Below are 18,147 nucleotides of genomic sequence, written 5' to 3' on the forward strand. Positions count from 1 at the left end.
ATCCAACCCACCTGCCGAAATGCAATCCAAACTGTGGGAGCTGGCTTGCCTGCGATGCAGGCGACTCGGTCTGCCTGGTACACCGAGGTGATGCCATCGCAGGCAAGCCAGCTCCCACAGTGTTCTGCGCTGCCTGTGGGGTCAGGCATTTTCCAGCAGATTATGCAGCTCCACAAACTGCTGCGTCAGTTTATGCCGTGGGTCGAGGTGGATCAGCGGCTTGCTCTCCTGGTGCGACTCGCGCATTCGCACCGAGCTGGCCAGGTACACCGGCAGCACCGGCAGCCCTTCGGCAATCAGTTCATCCAAGATCTGCTGCGGCAGACTCGCCCGGGCCTGAAACTGGTTAACCACGATACCTTCCACTTCCAGGCCTTCATTATGGTCTTCCTTCAGTTCTTCGATTTCCGCCAGCAGGCCATACAGGGCCTGGCGCGAAAAGCTGTCGCAATCGAAGGGGATCAGCACACGATCAGCCGCAATCAGCGCAGAAACCGCATAGAAGTTCAACGCGGGTGGAGTATCGAGGTAAATCCGGTCGTAATCCTCGCTCAACTCATCCAGCAGCTTTCGCAGCTTGTTGATCTTGTGCTTGGCTTCGAGCTTGGGCTGCAGGTCTGCCAGCTCAGCGGTGGCGGTGATGACGTGCAGGTTGTCGAACGGCGTTTCGTAGATATCAACCTTGTTCTTCTTCGAAAACGGCCCGGAAGACAACGTTTGCTTGAAAAAATCCGCGATCCCCATGGGGATGTCTTCGCCCGTCAACCCGGTGAGGTACTGGGTCGAGTTGGCTTGCGCATCGAGGTCCACCAACAGGGTTCGATAACCTTCGCTGGCGCTGACCGCCGCCAGGTTGCAGGCGATGCTGGACTTGCCCACGCCGCCTTTTTGATTGAACACCACGCGCCGCATGGAAAAACCTCCGTGTATCAATGAATGACCGAGTGTAGAGCGCAAAAGCGCCAGTTAGCTACCTCGTTCATCCATACGCTGTGCCTGGCTCACAAATGAATGGGAAATCTCCGACGACCCAGCCTGGCCTGTGATCGCCGACAATCTGTAAATTCTTCCAACTTATTTGTGATCAATAGTGAACAAATTTTCACCACTATTTGCTAGAACCCCGCGGCACCGGGATAATGCGCGCCATTCGGCTATTGCTCTCTGTCCCGGAATCCGGGGCCATTGGCCGCACATGGAAGCCCGCAGGGGCGGGATAACTTCTCAGTGATCAACTTCAACATCGCCCAATGGCGCGCCTGGGCTCCTGGCCTTGAGAGTGCGCACGACTGGCACGCCTGGTGCCGGGACCCGGTGTTGCTGCCCGTCAGCGAAGCCTGCCCGGATGTGTCATTTCTGCCAGCTATGCAGCGCCGCCGCTTGAGCCGGCTGGCGCGCATGGCATTCAGCGTCGGCTGGCCGCTGGCCGAGGGCCTTGCAGAGCTGCCGCTGGTGTTCATTTCCCGCCACGGCGAAACCCCGCGCACCCTGGATATCCTCAGCGATTTGGCCAACGAGCAGCCGCTGTCGCCCACCCAGTTCAGCCTGTCGGTGCACAACGCGGTGATCGGCCTGTGGTCGATCCTGCGCAATGAAACCGCCGAGATGACTGCCCTCGCCGCCGTTGGCGATGGCCTGGAGCACGGCCTCCTCGAAGCCGCCGCACTGCTCAACGAAGGCGCCCCGGCGGTGCTGCTGGTGATCACTGAAGAACAGCCGCCCGAAGCCTACGCCGGCTGGATCCATGACGTACCGTTCCCCTATGCCCTCGGCCTGTTGCTCACACCGGGCGACGAGTGGCAGCTGGAACTTACCACCGGCACTGTCCAACCCTCCACCATCGCCCAGTGGCCCCACGCCCTGAACCTGCTGCGCACCCTGCTGACCGAACAGGGCGCCTGCCAACATGCCTGGAAGAACCGAGTATGGAACTGGCAACGCAAGCCCTGACCGACAAGCCTCGGGACGCCTATTACTGGCGCCTGTTCGCTACCGCCGCGAGCTTTTTCCTGTTCGGCGTGGGCGGGTTGTGCCTGCGTTTGCTGGTGTTCCCATTGCTCAGTTGCTTGCCGGGCAGTGCCGAACAGCACCAGCGCCGTGCACGTCACACCATCAGCCGGCTGTTCTGGTTCTTTGTGCGGTTGATGCAGCGTGTCGGCGTGCTGACCTACAGCGTGGAAGGCGCCGAAAAGCTCGGGCGTCCAGGGCAGATGATCGTTGCCAACCACCCGTCGCTGATCGATGTGGTGTTCCTGATTGGCCTGATGCGCCAGACCAACTGCGTGGTCAAGCAGAGCCTGTTCCAGAACCCCTTCACCCGCGGGCCGGTGCGTGATGCCGGCTACATCAGCAACGACGGCAGCGCCGACATGCTCGATGCGGCTGCCGACGCCCTGCGCGCCGGCCAGACCCTGATCATCTTTCCCGAAGGCACCCGCACCACACCCGGCGCGGCCCCCGCCTTTCATCGCGGCGGCGCGGCCATTGCCCTGCGGGGTGCGACAATCATCACCCCGGTGGTGATCAAGGTCAGCCCCACCACCCTGACCAAGGCCGAACCCTGGTATCGCATCCCCAAACGTCGATTTCACTTCAGTTTGCGCGTGGGGGCCGATATAGAGCCACAAGCGTTTGCCGCGCTCGGCGCCGCGCCCCAGGCTTCACGCAAGCTCAACGATTACCTGCATCACTATTTCATTAAGGAGCTCGCCGAAGATGAGCGACCAAAAAAGCCTTGAGCACGAGATAAAAGAGCTGATCATCGAGGCCCTGGGCCTGGAAGACATCAGCGCCGACGACATTGGCAGCGAACAGACTCTGTTTGGCGAAGGCCTGGGCCTGGACTCGGTCGATGCCCTGGAATTGGGCCTGGCGATCCAGAAAACCTACGGCATCAAGATCGATGCCGACGCCAAGGACACCCGCAATCATTTCACCAACGTGGCCAGCCTTGCGGCGTTCGTCACGGCCCGACAGGCAGCTTGAGACCGTACCATGCAAACTCGTGACGATATTTTCAACACCCTGCGCGATGCCTTGGTGGAACTGTTTGAGCTGCCCCCGGAGCGCGTCACCCTCGACGCCAACCTGTATCAAGACCTGGAAATCGACAGCATCGACGCCGTGGACCTGATCGACCACATCAAGCGCCAGACCGGCAAGAAGATCGCCGCCGAAGAGTTCAAGGCCGTACGCACGGTGAACGACGTGGTTGAGGCGGTATACCGTCTGGTCCAGCCCGCCGCATGAGCCGGCTGATCGGCCTTGGCCTGTTGTTGGCGGGGCTGCTGTACCCCTTTGCGGTGTATTACGGCACCGAGCATTTTGCACCGTGGCAATTCGGCCTGTTGCTGGGCAGCCTGTGGCTGTTGCGCGCCCTGACCGCTGGGCGGCGCCCGGGCAGCCGCTGGATGGCGGTGACGGTGATCGTGTTCTGCGTACTGCTGGCCTGGTTCGATAACCCGCAGTGGCTGCGTTGGTACCCCAGCCTGGTCAGCGCGTTCATGTTGGCGCTGTTCGGCCTGAGCCTGAAATACGGCCCGCCGATGGTCGAGCGCCTGGCACGCATGACTGACCCGCAACTGCCGCCGAAGGCAATCGTGTATACCCGCCAGGTCACCGTGGTGTGGAGTGCATTTTTTCTGTGTAACGGCTTGCTCGCCGCCGCGCTCACGCTGTGGGCGCCGCTGAGCTGGTGGACGTTGTACAACGGCTTGATCGCCTACGGGCTGATAGCGCTGTTGTTTGCCGTGGAATGGCTGGTACGACAAAGGGTTCGAGGCCGCGTATGAATGGGTTGAAACTTGAGCACTTGTTGCTTGAGCCGCTGCAACAGCGCTGGGTCACCACCGAGCCTGACATGAATCACGCCCAGCTGTGGGAAGCATCCCTGCGCCTGGCGGCCGGCTTGCAGGCGCGAGGCATCCAGCGCCTGGCCGTGTACCTGGAAGACGCGGGCGTCCTGGCGATTGCCTTGCTGGGCGCCTGGCGCGCCGGTGCCAGCGTACTGCTGCCGGCCGACCTGCAGCCCCAGACCCGCCATCGCTGGGATCCTGCCGTCGACGCCTGGTTGATCGAAGCCGCTGATCTCGAGGCGCTGTACCAGGCGCCACTGAGCCCTGCGGTTCTCGACCTGGACACCTGCCAACTGAGCCTGTGCACCTCCGGCTCCAGCGGCGAGCCCAAGCGCATCGACAAGTCCCTGCGCCAGTTGGCCAATGAAGTGGAGGCGCTGGAAGCCCTGTGGGGGGCGGACCTCAAAGACGCCTGCATCATCGGCAGCGTCGCCACCCAGCACATCTACGGCTTGCTGTTTCGCGTGCTGTGGCCGCTGTGCGCAGGTCGCACCTTTGTGCGCAAGCAACTGGCGTTCCCCGAAGACATGCAGCGCGCCAGCCGCGAGCACCCACAATTTGCCTGGGTCGCCAGCCCGGCGCTGCTCAAACGCATGGGCGACAACCTCGACTGGTCGGCACTGAGCCAGGTTGCGCGGGTGTTTTCCTCCGGTGGCGCGCTGCCCGTTGAAGCCGCCGGCAGTCTGTATGACCGCTTGCAGCAATGGCCGACGGAAATTCTCGGCAGCTCGGAAACCGGCGGCATCGCCTGGCGCCAGGGCGCGCAACCCTGGCAGCCGTTTGCCGACGTGCAACTGAGCCAGGATGCCGACGGCGCGCTGCGCATCGCATCAAAGTACCTGCCCGAAGGGCACATCGAACAGACCGCCGACGCTGCACGCATCCATGCCGATGGCCGCTTCGAATTGCTGGGCCGCCTGGACCGTATCGTCAAGCTGGAAGAAAAACGCATCTCCCTGCCGATGCTCGAACAGGCATTGATGACCCATCCCTGGGTCGCCGAAACCCGCTTGGGTGTAGTGCAGGAAAACCGCGCCTCCCTTGGCGCGCTGGTGGTGCTCAGCAGCGATGGCCTGCATGCCCTGCGCAACCAGGGCCGGCGCACGCTCACCCAAACCCTGCGCCAGCACCTGGGCCAACATTGCGAAGCCCTGGCCCTGCCCCGTCGCTGGCGGTTGCTGCGCCAATTGCCGCTCAACAGCCAGGGCAAGCTGCCCCAGGCCGATATCGAAGCACTTCTGCTGGCTCCCCGGCCAAAAGCCCCCGAAGTGCTGGAGCAGGTCGAAGCCGATGGCGAATGGACCGTGCAACTGAGCGTTCCGCCGGACCTGGCCTATTTCAGCGGACACTTCCCGGTAACGCCCGTGCTGCCGGGCGTGGTGCAAGTGGAATGGGCGTTCAACCTGGGCCAGCAACTGTTCGACTTGCCGAGCACCTTCGCCGGTATGGAAGTACTCAAGTTCCAGCAACTGGTGCGCCCGGGCGATCAGATTGAACTGCACCTGCGCTTTGACCGGGAACGCAGCAAGCTTTATTTCACCTACCGTAACGGCGTTGCCGCCTGTTCCAGCGGTCGCATACAGTTGGTGACTGCGAATGCATAACCCCTGCGCCCTGATTCCGGTGTACAACCACGAAACTGCCGTACCCGCCGTGGTCCGCAGCCTGCTGGGCAGCGGCCTGCCGTGCCTGCTGGTCGACGACGGCAGCAGCCCGGCCTGCGCAGCGGTGTTGGCGCAATTGGCCACCCTCGACAACGTCACCCTGTTGACCCTGCCCAGCAACCAGGGCAAGGGTGGCGCCGTGATGGCCGGCTTTCGCGAAGCGGCGCGCCAGGGCTACACCCACGCCCTGCAAGTGGACGCCGACGGCCAGCACGACCTGCGTGAAGTCGAGACCTTTATCGACACCTCGCGCCGGCACCCTGACGCCGTCATCTGCGGCTACCCCGAATACGACGACAGCGTGCCCAAAGGCCGTTTGTATGCGCGTTACCTGACCCACGTATGGGTGTGGATCAACACCCTGTCGTTGCAGATTCGCGACTCGATGTGCGGTTTTCGCGTGTACCCGCTGGCGCCAACCCTGGCCTTGATGGACTCGGCCTACATCGGCACGCACATGGATTTCGACTCGGACATCCTGGTGCGCCTGGCCTGGCGCAACCAACCGATGCGCTGGCTGCCGACCCAGGTGCACTACCCGGCCGACGGCCTGTCGCACTTTCGCTTGTTCCGCGACAACGTTCGCATCAGCGCCATGCACACGCGGCTGTTTTTCGGCATGTTGGTGCGTGCGCCGATGATCCTGTGGCGACGGTGGCAGGCATGAGCGACAGCACCAAGCACTGGGCCGACCGCGAGGAACGCGGCAGCTTCTGGCTGATGAAGCTCACGGCGCTCGCCGCAAAAATCCTGGGTCGTCGCCTGTTGAGCCCTTTGCTCTACAGCATCGTTTTCTACTTCTTTCTGTTTGGCCGCACGGCGCGCCACAGCGCCTGGCAATATCAACAGCGCCTGGCCCAATGGAGTGGGCGCGATGAACTGCTGCCCAGCCACCGGAAAGTCTTCGGCCAGTTCATGGCCTTCGCCGATTCCCTGCTCGACAAGCTCGACGTATGGAACGGCAGGCTGGGCCTGGAACAGATCGAAATCAACGACCCGGCGCAATTGCGCGGGCAACTGCGTGGCGAGCGCGGGCAGATGCTGGTAGGCGCGCACCTGGGCAACCTGGAAGTGTGCCGTGCACTGGCGGAGATCGGTGAACAGGTCACCATGAACGTGTTGGTGCACACCAAGCACGCCGAGCGTTTCAACCGCCTGTTGGGCGAAGCCGGGGCCAGCCATTTGCGCCTGATCCAGGTCAGCGAGCTGGACCCGGCCACCATGCTGCTGCTCAGCCAGCGCCTGGACGACGGCGAATGGCTGGCGATTGCCGGTGACCGCATACCGTTGCACGGTGGGCGCACGGTGCGCGTGGATTTCCTCGGTCACCCGGCTGCGTTCCCCCAAGGCCCGTGGCTGCTGGCCGGGCTGCTCAAATGCCCGGTGAACCTGCTGATGTGCCTCAAACACCAAGGCCGCTATCGCCTGACCATCGAGCCTTTCGCACCGTTGATCGAATGGAAGCGCAGCACCCGCGAGCAGGTGATTGCCGAGTGGACCGCCCGCTACGCCGCACGCCTGGGCCAGTTCTGCCTGCAAGCGCCCCAACAATGGTTCAACTTTTACCCTTTCTGGAAGACCGATGACGACGCATCTTGAGCCGGTAACCTTTGGCGAACGCCCCTTGCGCATCGAAGACGTGCTGGCCCTGGCCAACCGTCAGGCGCCCACGCAATTGCAGGGTGATGCTGCCTATCGTCAGCGCATCGCCAAGGGCGCGCAGTTTCTCGACTCGCTGCTGGACAAGGAAGGCGTGATCTACGGCGTCACCACCGGCTACGGCGACTCCTGCGTGGTGGCGGTACCGCTGGAACACGTCGAAGCCTTGCCGCGTCACCTGTACACCTTTCACGGTTGCGGCCTGGGCAAGCTGCTCGACGCCCAAGCCACCCGCGCCGTGTTGGCGGCGCGTTTGCAGTCGCTGTGCCATGGCGTGTCGGGCGTACGCGTGGAACTGCTGGAACGCCTGCACGCCTTCCTCGAACACGATGTGCTGCCACTGATCCCGGAAGAAGGCTCGGTGGGCGCCAGCGGTGATCTGACGCCGCTGTCCTACGTGGCAGCGACCTTGTCCGGCGAACGTGAAGTGCTGTTTCGTGGCGAACGCCGCCCGGCGGTCGACGTGCACCGCGAACTGGGCTGGGAGCCTTTGGTGCTGCGCCCCAAGGAAGCCCTGGCCTTGATGAACGGCACCGCCGTGATGACTGGCCTGGCCTGCCTGGCTTTCGCCCGCGCCGACTACCTGCTCCACCTGGCGACGCGCATCACCGCGCTCAATGTGGTGGCGCTGCAAGGCAACCCGGAACACTTCGACGAGCGCCTGTTCGCCGCCAAGCCGCACCCTGGGCAGATGCAAGTGGCCGCGTGGCTGCGCAACGACCTGGCGATTGATGCGCCAACGGCGCCGCTGCATCGCTTGCAGGATCGCTACTCCTTGCGCTGCGCCCCTCATGTCCTCGGCGTGCTGGCCGACAGCCTGAACTGGCTGCGCTCATTTATCGAGATCGAGCTCAACAGCGCCAACGACAACCCAATCATCGACGCCGAAGCAGAACGCGTGCTGCACGGCGGGCACTTCTACGGCGGGCATATCGCCTTCGCCATGGACAGCCTCAAGACCCTGGTGGCCAACGTCGCCGACCTGCTCGACCGCCAGCTCGCGCTGCTGGTGGACGTGCGTTACAACCATGGCCTGCCAAGCAACCTCTCGGGCGCCCCCGCCGACCGCGCGATGATCAATCACGGTTTCAAGGCCGTGCAGATCGGCACCAGCGCCTGGACCGCCGAAGCATTGAAGAACACCATGCCGGCCAGTGTGTTCTCACGCTCCACCGAGTGCCACAACCAGGACAAGGTGAGCATGGGCACCATCGCTGCCCGCGATGCAATCCGCGTACTGGAGCTGACCGAACAAGTAGCCGCCGCCGCCCTGCTCGCCGCCAACCAGGGCGTGTGGCTGCGAGCCCAAGCAGAAGATGCCCGAGCGCTGCCACCGGCACTGGCCGCAATGCACGCAGAATTGGCCCTGGACTTCCCGCCAGTCATCGAAGACCGTGCCCTGGAAGGCGAACTGCGCCTGTGCCTGCAACGCATCGCCGCGCAACACTGGAGGCTGCATGCGTAGCCCCGGCGTATTGCACTGCGACACGCAAATCCTCGTGCCGTTTTTCGATATCGACACCATGAGCGTGGTGTGGCACGGGCACTACGTGAAGTACCTGGAAGTGGCGCGCTGTGCGCTGCTGGACAAGATCGGCCATAACTACACGGCGATGCTCGAGTCCGGCTACGCCTGGCCGGTGATCGACATGCAGCTACGCTATGTACGTGGCGCGACCTTCGGCCAGACGCTCAATGTGCGTGCCAGCCTGGTGGAGTGGGAGAACCGTTTGAAGGTCAACTACCTGATCACTGACCTGGCGAGCGGCGAGCGCTTGACCCGCGCCAGCACCGTGCAAGTGGCGGTGCAAATCGCCAACCGCGAGATGCAACTTGCCTCGCCCAAGATATTCACCGATGCCGTAGAAAGGGCCCTGAAATGCTGACCCCTGTGGGAGCGGGCTTGCCCGCGATGGTCGTTAACGATAACGCACGACGCCTGACACTACGCAGCGTCCTCAGGTTCTTCGCGGGCAAGCCCGCTCCCACAGGGATTGTGCTTATCCTGCTGTTGGGCGTTCCAGGCTTGGCCCAGGCGTTCGACTTGCAGCAGTTGAGCGATCAGCTTGCAAAACCCTCTGTCATCCACGGCAGCTTCACTCAGGAAAAACACCTGCGCGCCCTGCCCCAGCCGCTGGTCAGCAAAGGCACCTTCGTGCTCGCCAAGGACCACGGCCTGTTATGGCTGCTCAAGACCCCGCTGCAACAGGACTACCGCATCACAGGCCAAGGCATCGCCCGGCGTGACGCCAACGGCTGGCAACCGCTGCCGAACAAGAGCGCCGGGGCCGAACAGAATCGCCTGTTTCTCGCCGTACTCCAGGGCGACAGCAGCGGCTTGCAGCGTGACTTCGAACTGCAACTGCAAGGCCAGCCCCACAACTGGAAGCTCACGCTGACCCCGCGCTCATTGCTGCTCAAGCAAGTGTTCACCCGGATCAATATCGACGGCGGCGAACTGGTGCAAACCATCGAGCTGCTGGAAACCCAGGGCGACAGCACTGTATTGCGTATGCAGGACAGCACGGCCGACCAACCCTTGAGCGATGCGGAGCAACACGACTTTGCCCAGTGAGCGCCTGCTGCCGCGCCTGTTCCTGATCCTGCTGGTGGCCGTGCTGGCCCTGGCCGGCTGGCAGTGGCGCGATGGCGCGCCGTTGTCGGCCAACCTGATGGAACTGGTGCCGGGCAGTACGCCGGACGCCCTGGAACAGCAGGCCGAACAGCGTATGCAAGAACCGCTGAACCGCGAGATGCTGGTACTGGTGGGCCATGCCGACCGCCAGCAAGCACTGGCCGCGGCGCAGCAAATGGGCGAGCGTTGGCAGGCCAGCGGTCTGTTTGAACAGGTGCAATGGAACCTGCAAGCCGACTTGCCGGCGTTGCGCGAGCAACTGCTGCGTGGGCGTTTGTCGATGCTCTCGGCCAACGACCGTGAGCAACTGATCGAACGCCCCGACGCCTTTATCCAGCAACGGGTGCAAGCGCTGTTCGACCCGTTCACCGGCTTCAGCCTGGTGCCGAGCCAGGACGACTGGCTCGGCCTGACCGGGCGTATCCAGAACAGCCAGCCACAACACGGCGCGGTTCAGCTGGACATCGGCAGCGGCGCCTTGATCGCCGAAGCCGACGGCCAAAGCTGGGTGCTGGTGCGGGCACGCACCCACGGCAATGCCTTCGATATGAAATTGCCGTTGCAAGTGGCGGATTTGCTCCAGGCCAGCCGCGAGCAGGCGGGTGAACACGGCGCGCAATTGCTCGCCGCCAGCGGCTTGCTCTACGCGGCCAATGGGCAGCAGCAAGCCACGCGGGAAATCACCTGGGTCGGCGGTGGCGCAACCATCGGCATCCTGTTGTTGCTGTTGCTGGCCTTCCGACGCTGGCGGGTGTTGCTGGCATTTGTGCCGGTGCTGGTGGGCATGCTGTTTGGCGCAGTCGCTTGTGTGGCACTGTTTGGGCATATGCATGTGATGACCCTGGTGCTGGGCTCCAGCCTGATCGGCGTGGCGGTGGATTACCCACTGCACTACCTGTCCAAAAGCTGGAGCCTGCAACCCTGGCGCAGTTGGCCGGCGTTGCGCCTGACCCTGCCGGGGCTGAGCCTGAGCCTGGCCACCAGTTGCATCGGCTACCTGGCGCTGGCCTGGACACCCTTCCCGGCGCTGACGCAAATCGCGGTGTTCTCCGCCGCCGGGCTGGTGGGGGCTTATTTGTGTGCGGTGTGCCTGCTGCCTGCGCTGCTCAAGGGTGTGGAGCTGCGCCCGGCGCAATGGCCGCTGCGTGTCGCCCAGGCCCTATGGCAACTGCGTACCGCCTTGATCAAACGCGTGCCCGGTTCTGTGCTGCTGGTGGCGGTGCTGGTGTTCTGCGCCGCCGGCCTGTGGCAGCTCAACAGCAAGAACGATATTCGCCAGTGGATCGGCGCGCCGCCGCAATTGCTCCAGGAGGCACAGGCCGTAGCGCGCATCACCGGGTTCCAGCCCACCAGCCAGTTTTTCCTGGTGCGCGCAGATAATCAGCAGCAGTTGCTGGAACGCCAGGCCGCCTTGGGCAAACGCCTGGATCAGTTGGTGAACATGGACAAGCTCCAGGGTTACCTGGCGCTCAGTCAACTGGTGAACCTGCCCGAGGAGCAGCAACAACTGCGCGATGCGCTGAACACTCTGGCGCAACACTGGCAACCGCTGCTGGACCTCGGCGTGCCCGTCAGTGCCCTGCAGGCTGAAGTCGCGCAGTTGCAGGCGCTGCCCACTCAAGACATTGACGCAGCGCTGCAAGGCCCGCTGGCCGAACCCTGGCGCACGCTCTGGCTCGGCCCGGTCGACGGCGGCGTGGCGGCCATGGTCAGCTTGCAAGGCTTGAACAACCCGGCGTTGCTGCGGGTGCAGGCGCTGGATTTGCCCGGCGTGCAACTGGTCGATCGCTTGGGCGACTTGAACCGCGTGTTTGCCGACACGCAAATCAGCGCAGCCGAATTGAAGTTGCTGTCGTGCGTGCTGATCGTGCTGTTGCTGATTGCGCCCTTCGGTTTTGGCGGCGCCTTGCGTATCGTCGCCCTGCCCCTGCTGGCCGCGCTGTGCAGCCTGGCCAGCCTCGGCTGGCTGGGCCAGCCGCTGACCTTGTTCAGCCTGTTTGGCCTGTTGCTGGTCACGGCCATCAGCGTTGACTACGCGATCTTGATGCGCGAGCAGATCGGCGGCCCGGCCGTCAGCCTCTTGGGAACACTGCTGGCGGCGTTGACAACTTGGTTGTCGTTCGGCCTGCTGGCGGTGTCGAGCACACCGGCCGTGAGTAATTTCGGTTTATCGGTCAGCCTGGGCCTGGCATTCAGCTTTATGCTGGCGCCCTGGGCAGCCCAGCAGAAACACACCTTATGAATGCGATTATCGCCCATGCGGCAAGGAGCCCTCGTGCCCACAGTTGAAATGGAACGTCGCCAGGTGGTGGTGATCGGTGCCGGGCCATCCGGTGCCATTGCGGCCGCGCTGCTAAAGCGCAAAGGGCATGATGTATTGATCATCGAACGCGAGCATTTCCCGCGTTTTTCGATTGGCGAAAGCCTGCTGTCGCACTGCATAGACTTCATCGAAGAAGCCGGGATGCTGGACGCTGTGCAAGCGGCGGGCTTCCAGGTAAAAACCGGCGCCGCGTTCGCCTGGGGCGAGCGCTACAGTGCGTTTGACTTTGGCGACACCTTCAGCAACGGCAAGCCCACCACCTTCCAGGTGCAGCGCGGCGAGTTCGACAAGTTGCTGGCCGATCAGGCGGCGCTGCAAGGTGTGGAAATCCGCTATGGCCAAAGCATTGTCGGTGTGGATTTCTCCGGCGAGTGCCGCTACCTGCATGTGCGCCGACAGAACGGCAGCGAGTACCACATCAAAGCCAAGTTCGTGCTCGACGCCAGCGGCTATGGCCGCGTGCTGCCGCGCCTGCTGGACCTTGAGGCGCCCTCGAACTTCCCGCTGCGCCAGGCCGTGTTCACTCACATCGAAGACCGCATCGAACACCCAGGCTTTGATCGCAGCAAAATTCTGGTCACCACCCACCCGACCCAGCGCGACATCTGGTTCTGGACCATCCCGTTCAGCAACGGCCGTTGCTCGGTGGGCGTGGTTGCGGCCAAAGAGCATTTCGATGGCCGCGACAGCGACCTTGACGCCTGCCTGCGCAGCTTTGTCGATGAAACGCCAAGCCTGACCGCCGTGCTGCAAAACGCCGTCTGGGACACCCCGGCACGCAGCATCGGCGGCTATTCGGCCAACGTCAAAAGCCTGCACGGCCCAGGCTTTGCGCTACTGGGCAATGCAGCGGAATTTCTCGACCCGGTGTTCTCGTCCGGCGTGACCATCGCCATGCGGTCGGCCAGCATGGCCGCCGCTGTGCTGCACCGTCAGCTCAACGGCGAGACCGTGGACTGGCAAAGCGAATTCGCCGAACCCTTGAAGCGCGGTGTCGATACCTTCCGCTGCTACGTCGAAGGCTGGTATGCCGGTACGTTCCAGGATGTGATTTTCCATCCAGGCAGCTCACCGGAGATTCGCCGCATGATCAGTTCGATCCTGGCCGGTTACGCCTGGGATGAGCGCAACCCGTTTGTCAGCGAGCCTAAACGGCGATTGCGGATGTTGTCGGATATTTGTGCGAGTGAAGCGGTATGAGCAGTCCTGCCGTTGAAAAAAACTACCTGAGCAAAAATTATGTCGAGGAAACCAGGTTCGGCTTCTGGTTCCTGCGCAGCCACACCTGGCAGCATCACGTATTGCGTGTGGCGATCAACGACCTGCGCAGCCTGTTCAGCGAGCCGCTGCCGGTGGCCCCGGTGTTGCTGGACGCCGGTTGTGGTCAGGGTAAGTCCTTCCGGTTGCTGCAGCAGGTGTTTGCGCCTTCACGCCTGATCGGCCTGGATGCCGACCCCCACAGTCTGGAGCTGAGCCGTGAAGAGGCTGCGCGCCAGGGCCTGGCTGTCGAGCTGATCGCCAGTGACTGCGCCACCCTCGATGTACCGGACGCCAGCGTCGATATCGTGTTTTGCCACCAGACATTTCACCACTTGGTCGAGCAACATCGCGCACTCAAGGAGTTCTATCGGGTACTCAGACCGGGCGGCTATCTGCTGTTTGCCGAATCCACCGAAGCCTATATCAACACCTGGGTGATTCGCTGGTTGTTCCGCCACCCGATGCATGTGCAAAAAAGCGCCGAAGAGTACTTGGAGATGCTGCGCGAGCAAGGCTTTGAATTCGACTCGCAGAATGTCTCGTACCCCTACCTGTGGTGGAGCCGCTCCAGCGACTTCGGCCTGCTGGAGCGCTGGGGCCTGCGCAAGGCGCCGCCGGTGGGCCAGCGCGAGGAAACCCTGGTCAACTGCGTAGCGCGCAAACCTTTGGAGAACGCCGCCTCATGATGCGCCTGCTGTTAATGGGTTGCCTGTTGCTGCTCAGTGCCTGCGCCAGCCAGGCACCGCTGCCGGAAAAAATCCCGGCGCTGGCCTTGCCGATGCAACTGCATGTGCAGCGCCTGGCGGACGGGCAGCGCCAGGACTGGCTGCTGGTGATCCAGCGCGAAGGCCACGCGATTCGCTGGTCGATGATGGACCCCTTGGGCATTCCCCTGGCCCGGCAAAAACTGCTCGATGGGCAGTGGCAGGCCGACGGCTTGCTGCCACCCAATCCCCAGGCGCGGGAGCTGTTTGCCGCGCTGCTGTTTGCCCTGACCCAGGCCGGTGATGTGCCGGCGCTGTATCCGCACGCCCAGGCCATGGACCTGACGCGCACGCTGCCGGGCCATTGGCAAATCATCTATCAGTCTTCCGAGGTGTTCAGCGTGAACATGGCCGGCCAGCCGTTGAGTTATCGCATCACCCCGCTGGGTATCAGCCGATGACCGCTTACCTCAATGCCCTCGGTGTGATCTGCGCCCTTGGCCGAGGCCAGGCCGAAGTCAGCCGCAACCTGTTTGCCGGTGACTGCTCAGGCATGCGCGCCGCAAGCGGCTGGGTGCCGGAGCGCGTGGTGCCGGTGGCTGCCGTCCAGGGCGAACTGGTGCCTTTGCCGGTGGAACTGGCTCAACAAAGCAGCCGCAATAACCAGTTGTTGCTGGAAGCGGCGTTGCAGATTGAAGATGAGATCCGTCAGGCCATTCAAACCTATGGCCGAGGGCGAGTCGGCGTGGTGCTTGGCACCAGCACCTCGGGCATCGACGAAGCCAGCCGTGGCATTGCCCATTACCTGCGCGACAAGCAGTTCCCTGCCGACTACGACTACCAGCAACAGGAACTCAGCGCCCCGGCAAACTTCCTCGCCGACTGGCTGCAATTAAGCGGCCCGGCCTACGTGATTTCCACCGCCTGCACCTCCAGCGCCCGTGCCTTGATGAGCGCCCAGCGCCTCCTGAACCTGGGGGTGTGCGATGCGGTGATCTGTGGCGGCGTGGACAGCCTGTGCAAACTGACCCTGAACGGATTTACCTCGCTGGAAGCGGTATCCAGCGAGCGCTGCAACCCGTTCTCGGTGAACCGCAACGGCATCAATATCGGTGAGGCGGCGGTACTGTTCCTGATGAGCCGCGAGCCGGCACCGATCGCCTTGCTGGGCAGCGGTGCCAGTTGCGACGCTCACCATATCTCCGCGCCCGAGCCCAGCGGCAAGGGTGCATTGCAGGCGATGCGCAAGGCCCTGGCCAGCGCAAAGCTGGCTCCCGAGCAGATCGGCTACCTGAACCTGCACGGCACCGCCACTCAACACAACGACGCCATGGAAAGCCTGGCGGTTGCCAGCCTGTTCCCCGGCGGTGTGGCCTGTTCGTCGACCAAGCCCATGACCGGCCACACCCTCGGTGCCGCCGGAGCGCTGGAAGCGGCGTTCTGCTGGCTGAGCCTGGCTCAGGGCCAGCTGCCGCCTCACGTGTGGGATGGCCACGCCGACCCGGCGCTGCCGCCCTTGCAATGGACGCACAGCGGCGACACCTTGAAAAAAACCTGCCTGATGAGCAACTCGTTTGCCTTCGGCGGTAATAACGTCAGCCTGATAATCGCAGAGGCCCCATGATCGATTGGCCACTTGCCGAGCTGCTACCCCACGCGGGCGACATGATCCTGATCGACCAGGTGCTGTCGTTCGATGATGAGCAGATCCGCACCCGCGTCACCGTCAAGCCCGACGGCCTGTTCAACCGCCCTGACGGTAGCCTGCCGGCCTGGGTCGGCCTGGAATTGATGGCGCAAAGCGTCGCCGCTTATGCCGGCTGCCATGCACGCCAGCAAGGCCGCGCGGTGGAACTGGGCTTCCTGTTGGGTACACGCAAGTTCGAGTGCAATGTCGAGTACTTCCCGGCAGGCGCCGAGCTGAATATCCACGGCCTGCGCTCCCTGGAAGACGACAACGGCATGGGTGTGTTCGAATGCCACCTCACCGGTAAGGGTATCCAGGCCAGTGCGCGCCTGAACGTATTTCGACCGCCCCAGGCGGCCAACTATTTAGATGAATCGAAGGACCCAACGTCATGACTGAATCCGTACTGGTCACCGGCTCAAGCCGTGGCATCGGCCGCGCCATTGCCCTGCGCCTGGCCCAGGCCGGCCATGACATCGTGCTGCATTGCCGCAGTGGCCGCGCCGAAGCCGACACCGTGCAGGTCGAGATCGAGGCCCTGGGTCGCAAGGCGCGGGTGCTGCAATTCGACGTGTCCGACCGCGCCAGTTGCAAGGCCATCCTTGAAGCCGACGTGGAGCAACATGGCGCCTACTACGGCGTGGTGCTCAATGCCGGCCTGACCCGCGACGGCGCCTTCCCTGCCCTGTCGGAAGACGACTGGGACGTGGTGATGCGCACCAATCTCGATGGTTTCTACAACGTGCTGCACCCAGTGATGATGCCGATGATTCGACGTCGCGCCGCCGGGCGTGTCGTGTGCATCACCTCGGTGTCCGGGTTGATCGGCAACCGCGGCCAGGTCAACTACAGTGCTTCAAAAGCCGGCCTGATCGGCGCAGCCAAGGCGCTGGCGATCGAACTGGGCAAACGCAAGATCACCGTCAACTGCGTGGCGCCGGGGTTGATCGACACGGCGATGCTGGATGAAAACGTCCCCGTCGAAGAGCTGATGAAAATGATCCCCGCGCAACGCATGGGCACCCCGGAAGAAGTCGCCGGCGCGGTGAATTTCCTGATGTCGGCCGAAGCGGGCTATATCACACGCCAGGTGCTGGCCGTGAACGGAGGCTTGTGCTGATGAAGCGCGTCGTCGTCACCGGCATGGCCGGCATGACCTCCCTGGGCAGCGATTGGGACACCATCGCCGCCAACTTTCGCGCCAACCGCAGCGGTATCCGGCGCATGGATGAATGGGACCGTTTTACCGAATTGAACACGCGCCTGGCCGGGCCGATTGATGATTTTGTGGTGCCTGCGCACTGGACCCGCAAGCAATTGCGCAGCATGGGGCGCGTCTCGCGCCTGGCGGTGTGGGCAGCGGAGCAGGCACTGCAGGATGCCGGCTTGCTCGGTGACCCGTCGATCAAGGACGGGCGCATGGGCGTGGCCTGTGGCTCGTCCACCGGCAGCACCGATGAGATCAAGGCGTTCGGCAATATGCTGCTCAATTCCGTGGCCGAGGGGCTAAACGCCAACTCCTATGTGCGGATGATGCCGCACACCACCGCGGCGAATATCAGCATTTTCTTTGGCCTCACCGGGCGCTTGATCCCCACGTCCAGCGCCTGCACCAGCGGTAGCCAGGGCATCGGCTATGCCTATGAAGCGATCAAGTTCGGGCGCCTGCCCTTGATGCTCGCCGGTGGCGCCGAAGAACTGTGTCCCACCGAAGCCATGGTGTTCGATGCACTCTACGCCACCAGCCTGAAAAACGATGCGCCGCAAACCAGTCCGCGCCCCTACGACAGCGGCCGTGATGGCCTGGTGATTGGTGAAGGCGCCGGCATCCTGGTACTGGAAGAGTTGGAACACGCGTTGGCGCGGGGCGCGCATATTCACGCTGAGCTGGTTGGCTTTGGCAGCAATGCCGACGGCCAGCACACCACCCGCCCGGAACAGAAAACCATGCGCCGTGCCATGGAACTGGCACTGGAAGACGCTGGGCTTGCACCTTCTGCCATCGGCTATGTGAACGGCCACGGCACCGCCACCGACCAAGGTGACATCGCCGAAACCCTGGCCACCAGCAGCCTGTTCGGCAGCCGTATGCCGATCAGCTCGCAGAAGAGTTTCCTCGGACACACCCTGGGTGCCTGCGGCGCGCTGGAGTCGTGGTTCAGCATCGAGATGATGAACCGCGACCACTACGTGCACACCTTCAACCTGGATTCGGTCGACCCGCAATGCGGCGAGCTCGATTACCTGCAAGGGGGCTTTCGCCAGATGCACAACGACTACGTGATGAACAACAATTTTGCCTTCGGCGGCGTCAACACCTCGCTGATCTTCCGCCGCTGGGCCTGACTTTTTAATCGATTG

The 18,147-nt window shown here is 63.2% G+C and carries 20 protein-coding genes; 19 read left to right on the forward strand and 1 reads right to left on the reverse strand.

The genetic code is table 11. The features are described 5' to 3' along the window. Positions 1 to 141: 141 nt before the first annotated feature. On the reverse strand, positions 142 to 912 hold the full coding sequence (locus E3O56_RS14565) for a ParA family protein (RefSeq protein ID WP_032878281.1): 771 nt from the start codon (positions 910 to 912) through the stop codon (positions 142 to 144). A 315-nt stretch (positions 913 to 1,227) separates the two neighbouring features. On the opposite strand from E3O56_RS14565, the gene E3O56_RS14570 reads away from it, so the two are divergent. The 19 genes from E3O56_RS14570 to E3O56_RS14660 are packed head-to-tail and all read left to right on the forward strand — an operon-like array spanning position 1,228 to position 18,132. Beyond that, entirely contained in the window at positions 1,228 to 1,950 is a 723-nt protein-coding gene (locus tag E3O56_RS14570; protein WP_078820110.1) for a beta-ketoacyl synthase chain length factor, read from the forward strand. Then, a complete protein-coding gene (locus E3O56_RS14575; RefSeq protein ID WP_078820109.1) occupies positions 1,926 to 2,738 on the forward strand; it encodes a lysophospholipid acyltransferase family protein in 813 nt (270 codons plus the stop codon). The genes E3O56_RS14570 and E3O56_RS14575 overlap by 25 nt, the downstream gene beginning before the upstream one ends. Continuing rightward, complete coding sequence (locus tag E3O56_RS14580) at positions 2,716 to 2,985, forward strand: phosphopantetheine-binding protein (RefSeq protein ID WP_005784090.1); 270 nt, start codon at positions 2,716 to 2,718, stop codon at positions 2,983 to 2,985. The genes E3O56_RS14575 and E3O56_RS14580 overlap by 23 nt, the downstream gene beginning before the upstream one ends. A gap of 9 nt (positions 2,986 to 2,994) precedes the next feature. Then, positions 2,995 to 3,249, forward strand: coding sequence for an acyl carrier protein (locus E3O56_RS14585; protein WP_003187949.1), 255 nt, complete (start codon positions 2,995 to 2,997; stop codon positions 3,247 to 3,249). Further along, positions 3,246 to 3,791, forward strand: coding sequence for a membrane protein (locus E3O56_RS14590; protein WP_032878284.1), 546 nt, complete (start codon positions 3,246 to 3,248; stop codon positions 3,789 to 3,791). The genes E3O56_RS14585 and E3O56_RS14590 overlap by 4 nt, the downstream gene beginning before the upstream one ends. Continuing rightward, entirely contained in the window at positions 3,788 to 5,458 is a 1,671-nt protein-coding gene (locus E3O56_RS14595) for an acyl-CoA synthetase family protein (RefSeq protein WP_248128460.1), read from the forward strand. Before E3O56_RS14590 ends, E3O56_RS14595 begins: the two co-directional genes overlap by 4 nt. Then, on the forward strand, positions 5,451 to 6,185 hold the full coding sequence (locus E3O56_RS14600; RefSeq protein ID WP_078820105.1) for a glycosyltransferase family 2 protein: 735 nt from the start codon (positions 5,451 to 5,453) through the stop codon (positions 6,183 to 6,185). Before E3O56_RS14595 ends, E3O56_RS14600 begins: the two co-directional genes overlap by 8 nt. After that, positions 6,182 to 7,117 (forward strand): glycosyl transferase, encoded by a 936-nt coding sequence (locus E3O56_RS14605; protein ID WP_248128461.1) that lies wholly within the window; start codon positions 6,182 to 6,184, stop codon positions 7,115 to 7,117. Before E3O56_RS14600 ends, E3O56_RS14605 begins: the two co-directional genes overlap by 4 nt. Then, the gene (locus E3O56_RS14610; protein WP_248128462.1) at positions 7,101 to 8,642 is read left to right on the forward strand and encodes an aromatic amino acid ammonia-lyase; all 1,542 of its coding nucleotides are present in this window, start codon (positions 7,101 to 7,103) and stop codon (positions 8,640 to 8,642) included. The genes E3O56_RS14605 and E3O56_RS14610 overlap by 17 nt, the downstream gene beginning before the upstream one ends. Further along, positions 8,635 to 9,063, forward strand: coding sequence for an acyl-CoA thioesterase (locus E3O56_RS14615; RefSeq protein WP_248128463.1), 429 nt, complete (start codon positions 8,635 to 8,637; stop codon positions 9,061 to 9,063). The genes E3O56_RS14610 and E3O56_RS14615 overlap by 8 nt, the downstream gene beginning before the upstream one ends. Next, on the forward strand, positions 9,057 to 9,752 hold the full coding sequence (locus E3O56_RS14620; protein WP_032878290.1) for an outer membrane lipoprotein carrier protein LolA: 696 nt from the start codon (positions 9,057 to 9,059) through the stop codon (positions 9,750 to 9,752). The genes E3O56_RS14615 and E3O56_RS14620 overlap by 7 nt, the downstream gene beginning before the upstream one ends. After that, positions 9,724 to 12,054 carry an MMPL family transporter gene (locus E3O56_RS14625; protein WP_248128464.1) on the forward strand — a complete coding sequence of 777 codons (2,331 nt, stop codon included), beginning with the start codon at positions 9,724 to 9,726 and terminating at the stop codon, positions 12,052 to 12,054. The genes E3O56_RS14620 and E3O56_RS14625 overlap by 29 nt, the downstream gene beginning before the upstream one ends. Positions 12,055 to 12,087: 33 nt before the next feature. Then, positions 12,088 to 13,335, forward strand: coding sequence for an NAD(P)/FAD-dependent oxidoreductase (locus E3O56_RS14630; RefSeq protein WP_248128465.1), 1,248 nt, complete (start codon positions 12,088 to 12,090; stop codon positions 13,333 to 13,335). Beyond that, complete coding sequence (locus E3O56_RS14635) at positions 13,332 to 14,081, forward strand: class I SAM-dependent methyltransferase (RefSeq protein ID WP_248128466.1); 750 nt, start codon at positions 13,332 to 13,334, stop codon at positions 14,079 to 14,081. The genes E3O56_RS14630 and E3O56_RS14635 overlap by 4 nt, the downstream gene beginning before the upstream one ends. Then, positions 14,078 to 14,560, forward strand: coding sequence for a hypothetical protein (locus E3O56_RS14640; RefSeq protein WP_148852982.1), 483 nt, complete (start codon positions 14,078 to 14,080; stop codon positions 14,558 to 14,560). The genes E3O56_RS14635 and E3O56_RS14640 overlap by 4 nt, the downstream gene beginning before the upstream one ends. Then, positions 14,557 to 15,723: a beta-ketoacyl-[acyl-carrier-protein] synthase family protein gene (locus tag E3O56_RS14645; RefSeq protein ID WP_248128467.1), complete on the forward strand. Its 1,167-nt coding sequence runs from the start codon at positions 14,557 to 14,559 to the stop codon at positions 15,721 to 15,723. Before E3O56_RS14640 ends, E3O56_RS14645 begins: the two co-directional genes overlap by 4 nt. Beyond that, on the forward strand, positions 15,720 to 16,181 hold the full coding sequence (locus E3O56_RS14650) for a hotdog family protein (protein WP_078820098.1): 462 nt from the start codon (positions 15,720 to 15,722) through the stop codon (positions 16,179 to 16,181). The genes E3O56_RS14645 and E3O56_RS14650 overlap by 4 nt, the downstream gene beginning before the upstream one ends. Beyond that, the gene (gene fabG, locus E3O56_RS14655; protein WP_216090631.1) at positions 16,178 to 16,906 is read left to right on the forward strand and encodes a 3-oxoacyl-ACP reductase FabG; all 729 of its coding nucleotides are present in this window, start codon (positions 16,178 to 16,180) and stop codon (positions 16,904 to 16,906) included. Before E3O56_RS14650 ends, fabG begins: the two co-directional genes overlap by 4 nt. Further along, entirely contained in the window at positions 16,906 to 18,132 is a 1,227-nt protein-coding gene (locus E3O56_RS14660; protein ID WP_032878298.1) for a beta-ketoacyl-ACP synthase, read from the forward strand. The genes fabG and E3O56_RS14660 overlap by 1 nt, the downstream gene beginning before the upstream one ends. Positions 18,133 to 18,147: the final 15 nt, after the last annotated feature.

This window comes from Pseudomonas sp. W2Aug9 (assembly GCF_023127755.1).
Classification (GTDB): Bacteria; Pseudomonadota; Gammaproteobacteria; order Pseudomonadales; family Pseudomonadaceae; genus Aquipseudomonas; species Aquipseudomonas synxantha_A.

Bases quoted from the DNA above. Each gene is read 5' to 3' on its own strand.
- E3O56_RS14585 (WP_003187949.1), top strand. From the start codon at position 2,995: ATGCAAACTCGTGACGATATTTTCAACACCCTGCGCGATGCCTTGGTG.
- E3O56_RS14590 (WP_032878284.1), top strand. From the start codon at position 3,246: ATGAGCCGGCTGATCGGCCTTGGCCTGTTGTTGGCGGGGCTGCTGTAC.
- E3O56_RS14650 (WP_078820098.1), top strand. From the start codon at position 15,720: ATGATCGATTGGCCACTTGCCGAGCTGCTACCCCACGCGGGCGACATG.
- E3O56_RS14640 (WP_148852982.1), top strand. From the start codon at position 14,078: ATGATGCGCCTGCTGTTAATGGGTTGCCTGTTGCTGCTCAGTGCCTGC.
- E3O56_RS14610 (WP_248128462.1), top strand. From the start codon at position 7,101: ATGACGACGCATCTTGAGCCGGTAACCTTTGGCGAACGCCCCTTGCGC.
- E3O56_RS14660 (WP_032878298.1), top strand. From the start codon at position 16,906: ATGAAGCGCGTCGTCGTCACCGGCATGGCCGGCATGACCTCCCTGGGC.
- E3O56_RS14645 (WP_248128467.1), top strand. From the start codon at position 14,557: ATGACCGCTTACCTCAATGCCCTCGGTGTGATCTGCGCCCTTGGCCGA.
- fabG (WP_216090631.1), top strand. From the start codon at position 16,178: ATGACTGAATCCGTACTGGTCACCGGCTCAAGCCGTGGCATCGGCCGC.
- E3O56_RS14625 (WP_248128464.1), top strand. From the start codon at position 9,724: ATGCGGAGCAACACGACTTTGCCCAGTGAGCGCCTGCTGCCGCGCCTG.
- E3O56_RS14575 (WP_078820109.1), top strand. From the start codon at position 1,926: ATGGAACTGGCAACGCAAGCCCTGACCGACAAGCCTCGGGACGCCTAT.
- E3O56_RS14620 (WP_032878290.1), top strand. From the start codon at position 9,057: ATGCTGACCCCTGTGGGAGCGGGCTTGCCCGCGATGGTCGTTAACGAT.
- E3O56_RS14595 (WP_248128460.1), top strand. From the start codon at position 3,788: ATGAATGGGTTGAAACTTGAGCACTTGTTGCTTGAGCCGCTGCAACAG.
- E3O56_RS14580 (WP_005784090.1), top strand. From the start codon at position 2,716: ATGAGCGACCAAAAAAGCCTTGAGCACGAGATAAAAGAGCTGATCATC.
- E3O56_RS14600 (WP_078820105.1), top strand. From the start codon at position 5,451: ATGCATAACCCCTGCGCCCTGATTCCGGTGTACAACCACGAAACTGCC.
- E3O56_RS14605 (WP_248128461.1), top strand. From the start codon at position 6,182: ATGAGCGACAGCACCAAGCACTGGGCCGACCGCGAGGAACGCGGCAGC.
- E3O56_RS14615 (WP_248128463.1), top strand. From the start codon at position 8,635: ATGCGTAGCCCCGGCGTATTGCACTGCGACACGCAAATCCTCGTGCCG.
- E3O56_RS14635 (WP_248128466.1), top strand. From the start codon at position 13,332: ATGAGCAGTCCTGCCGTTGAAAAAAACTACCTGAGCAAAAATTATGTC.
- E3O56_RS14565 (WP_032878281.1), bottom strand. From the start codon at position 912: ATGCGGCGCGTGGTGTTCAATCAAAAAGGCGGCGTGGGCAAGTCCAGC.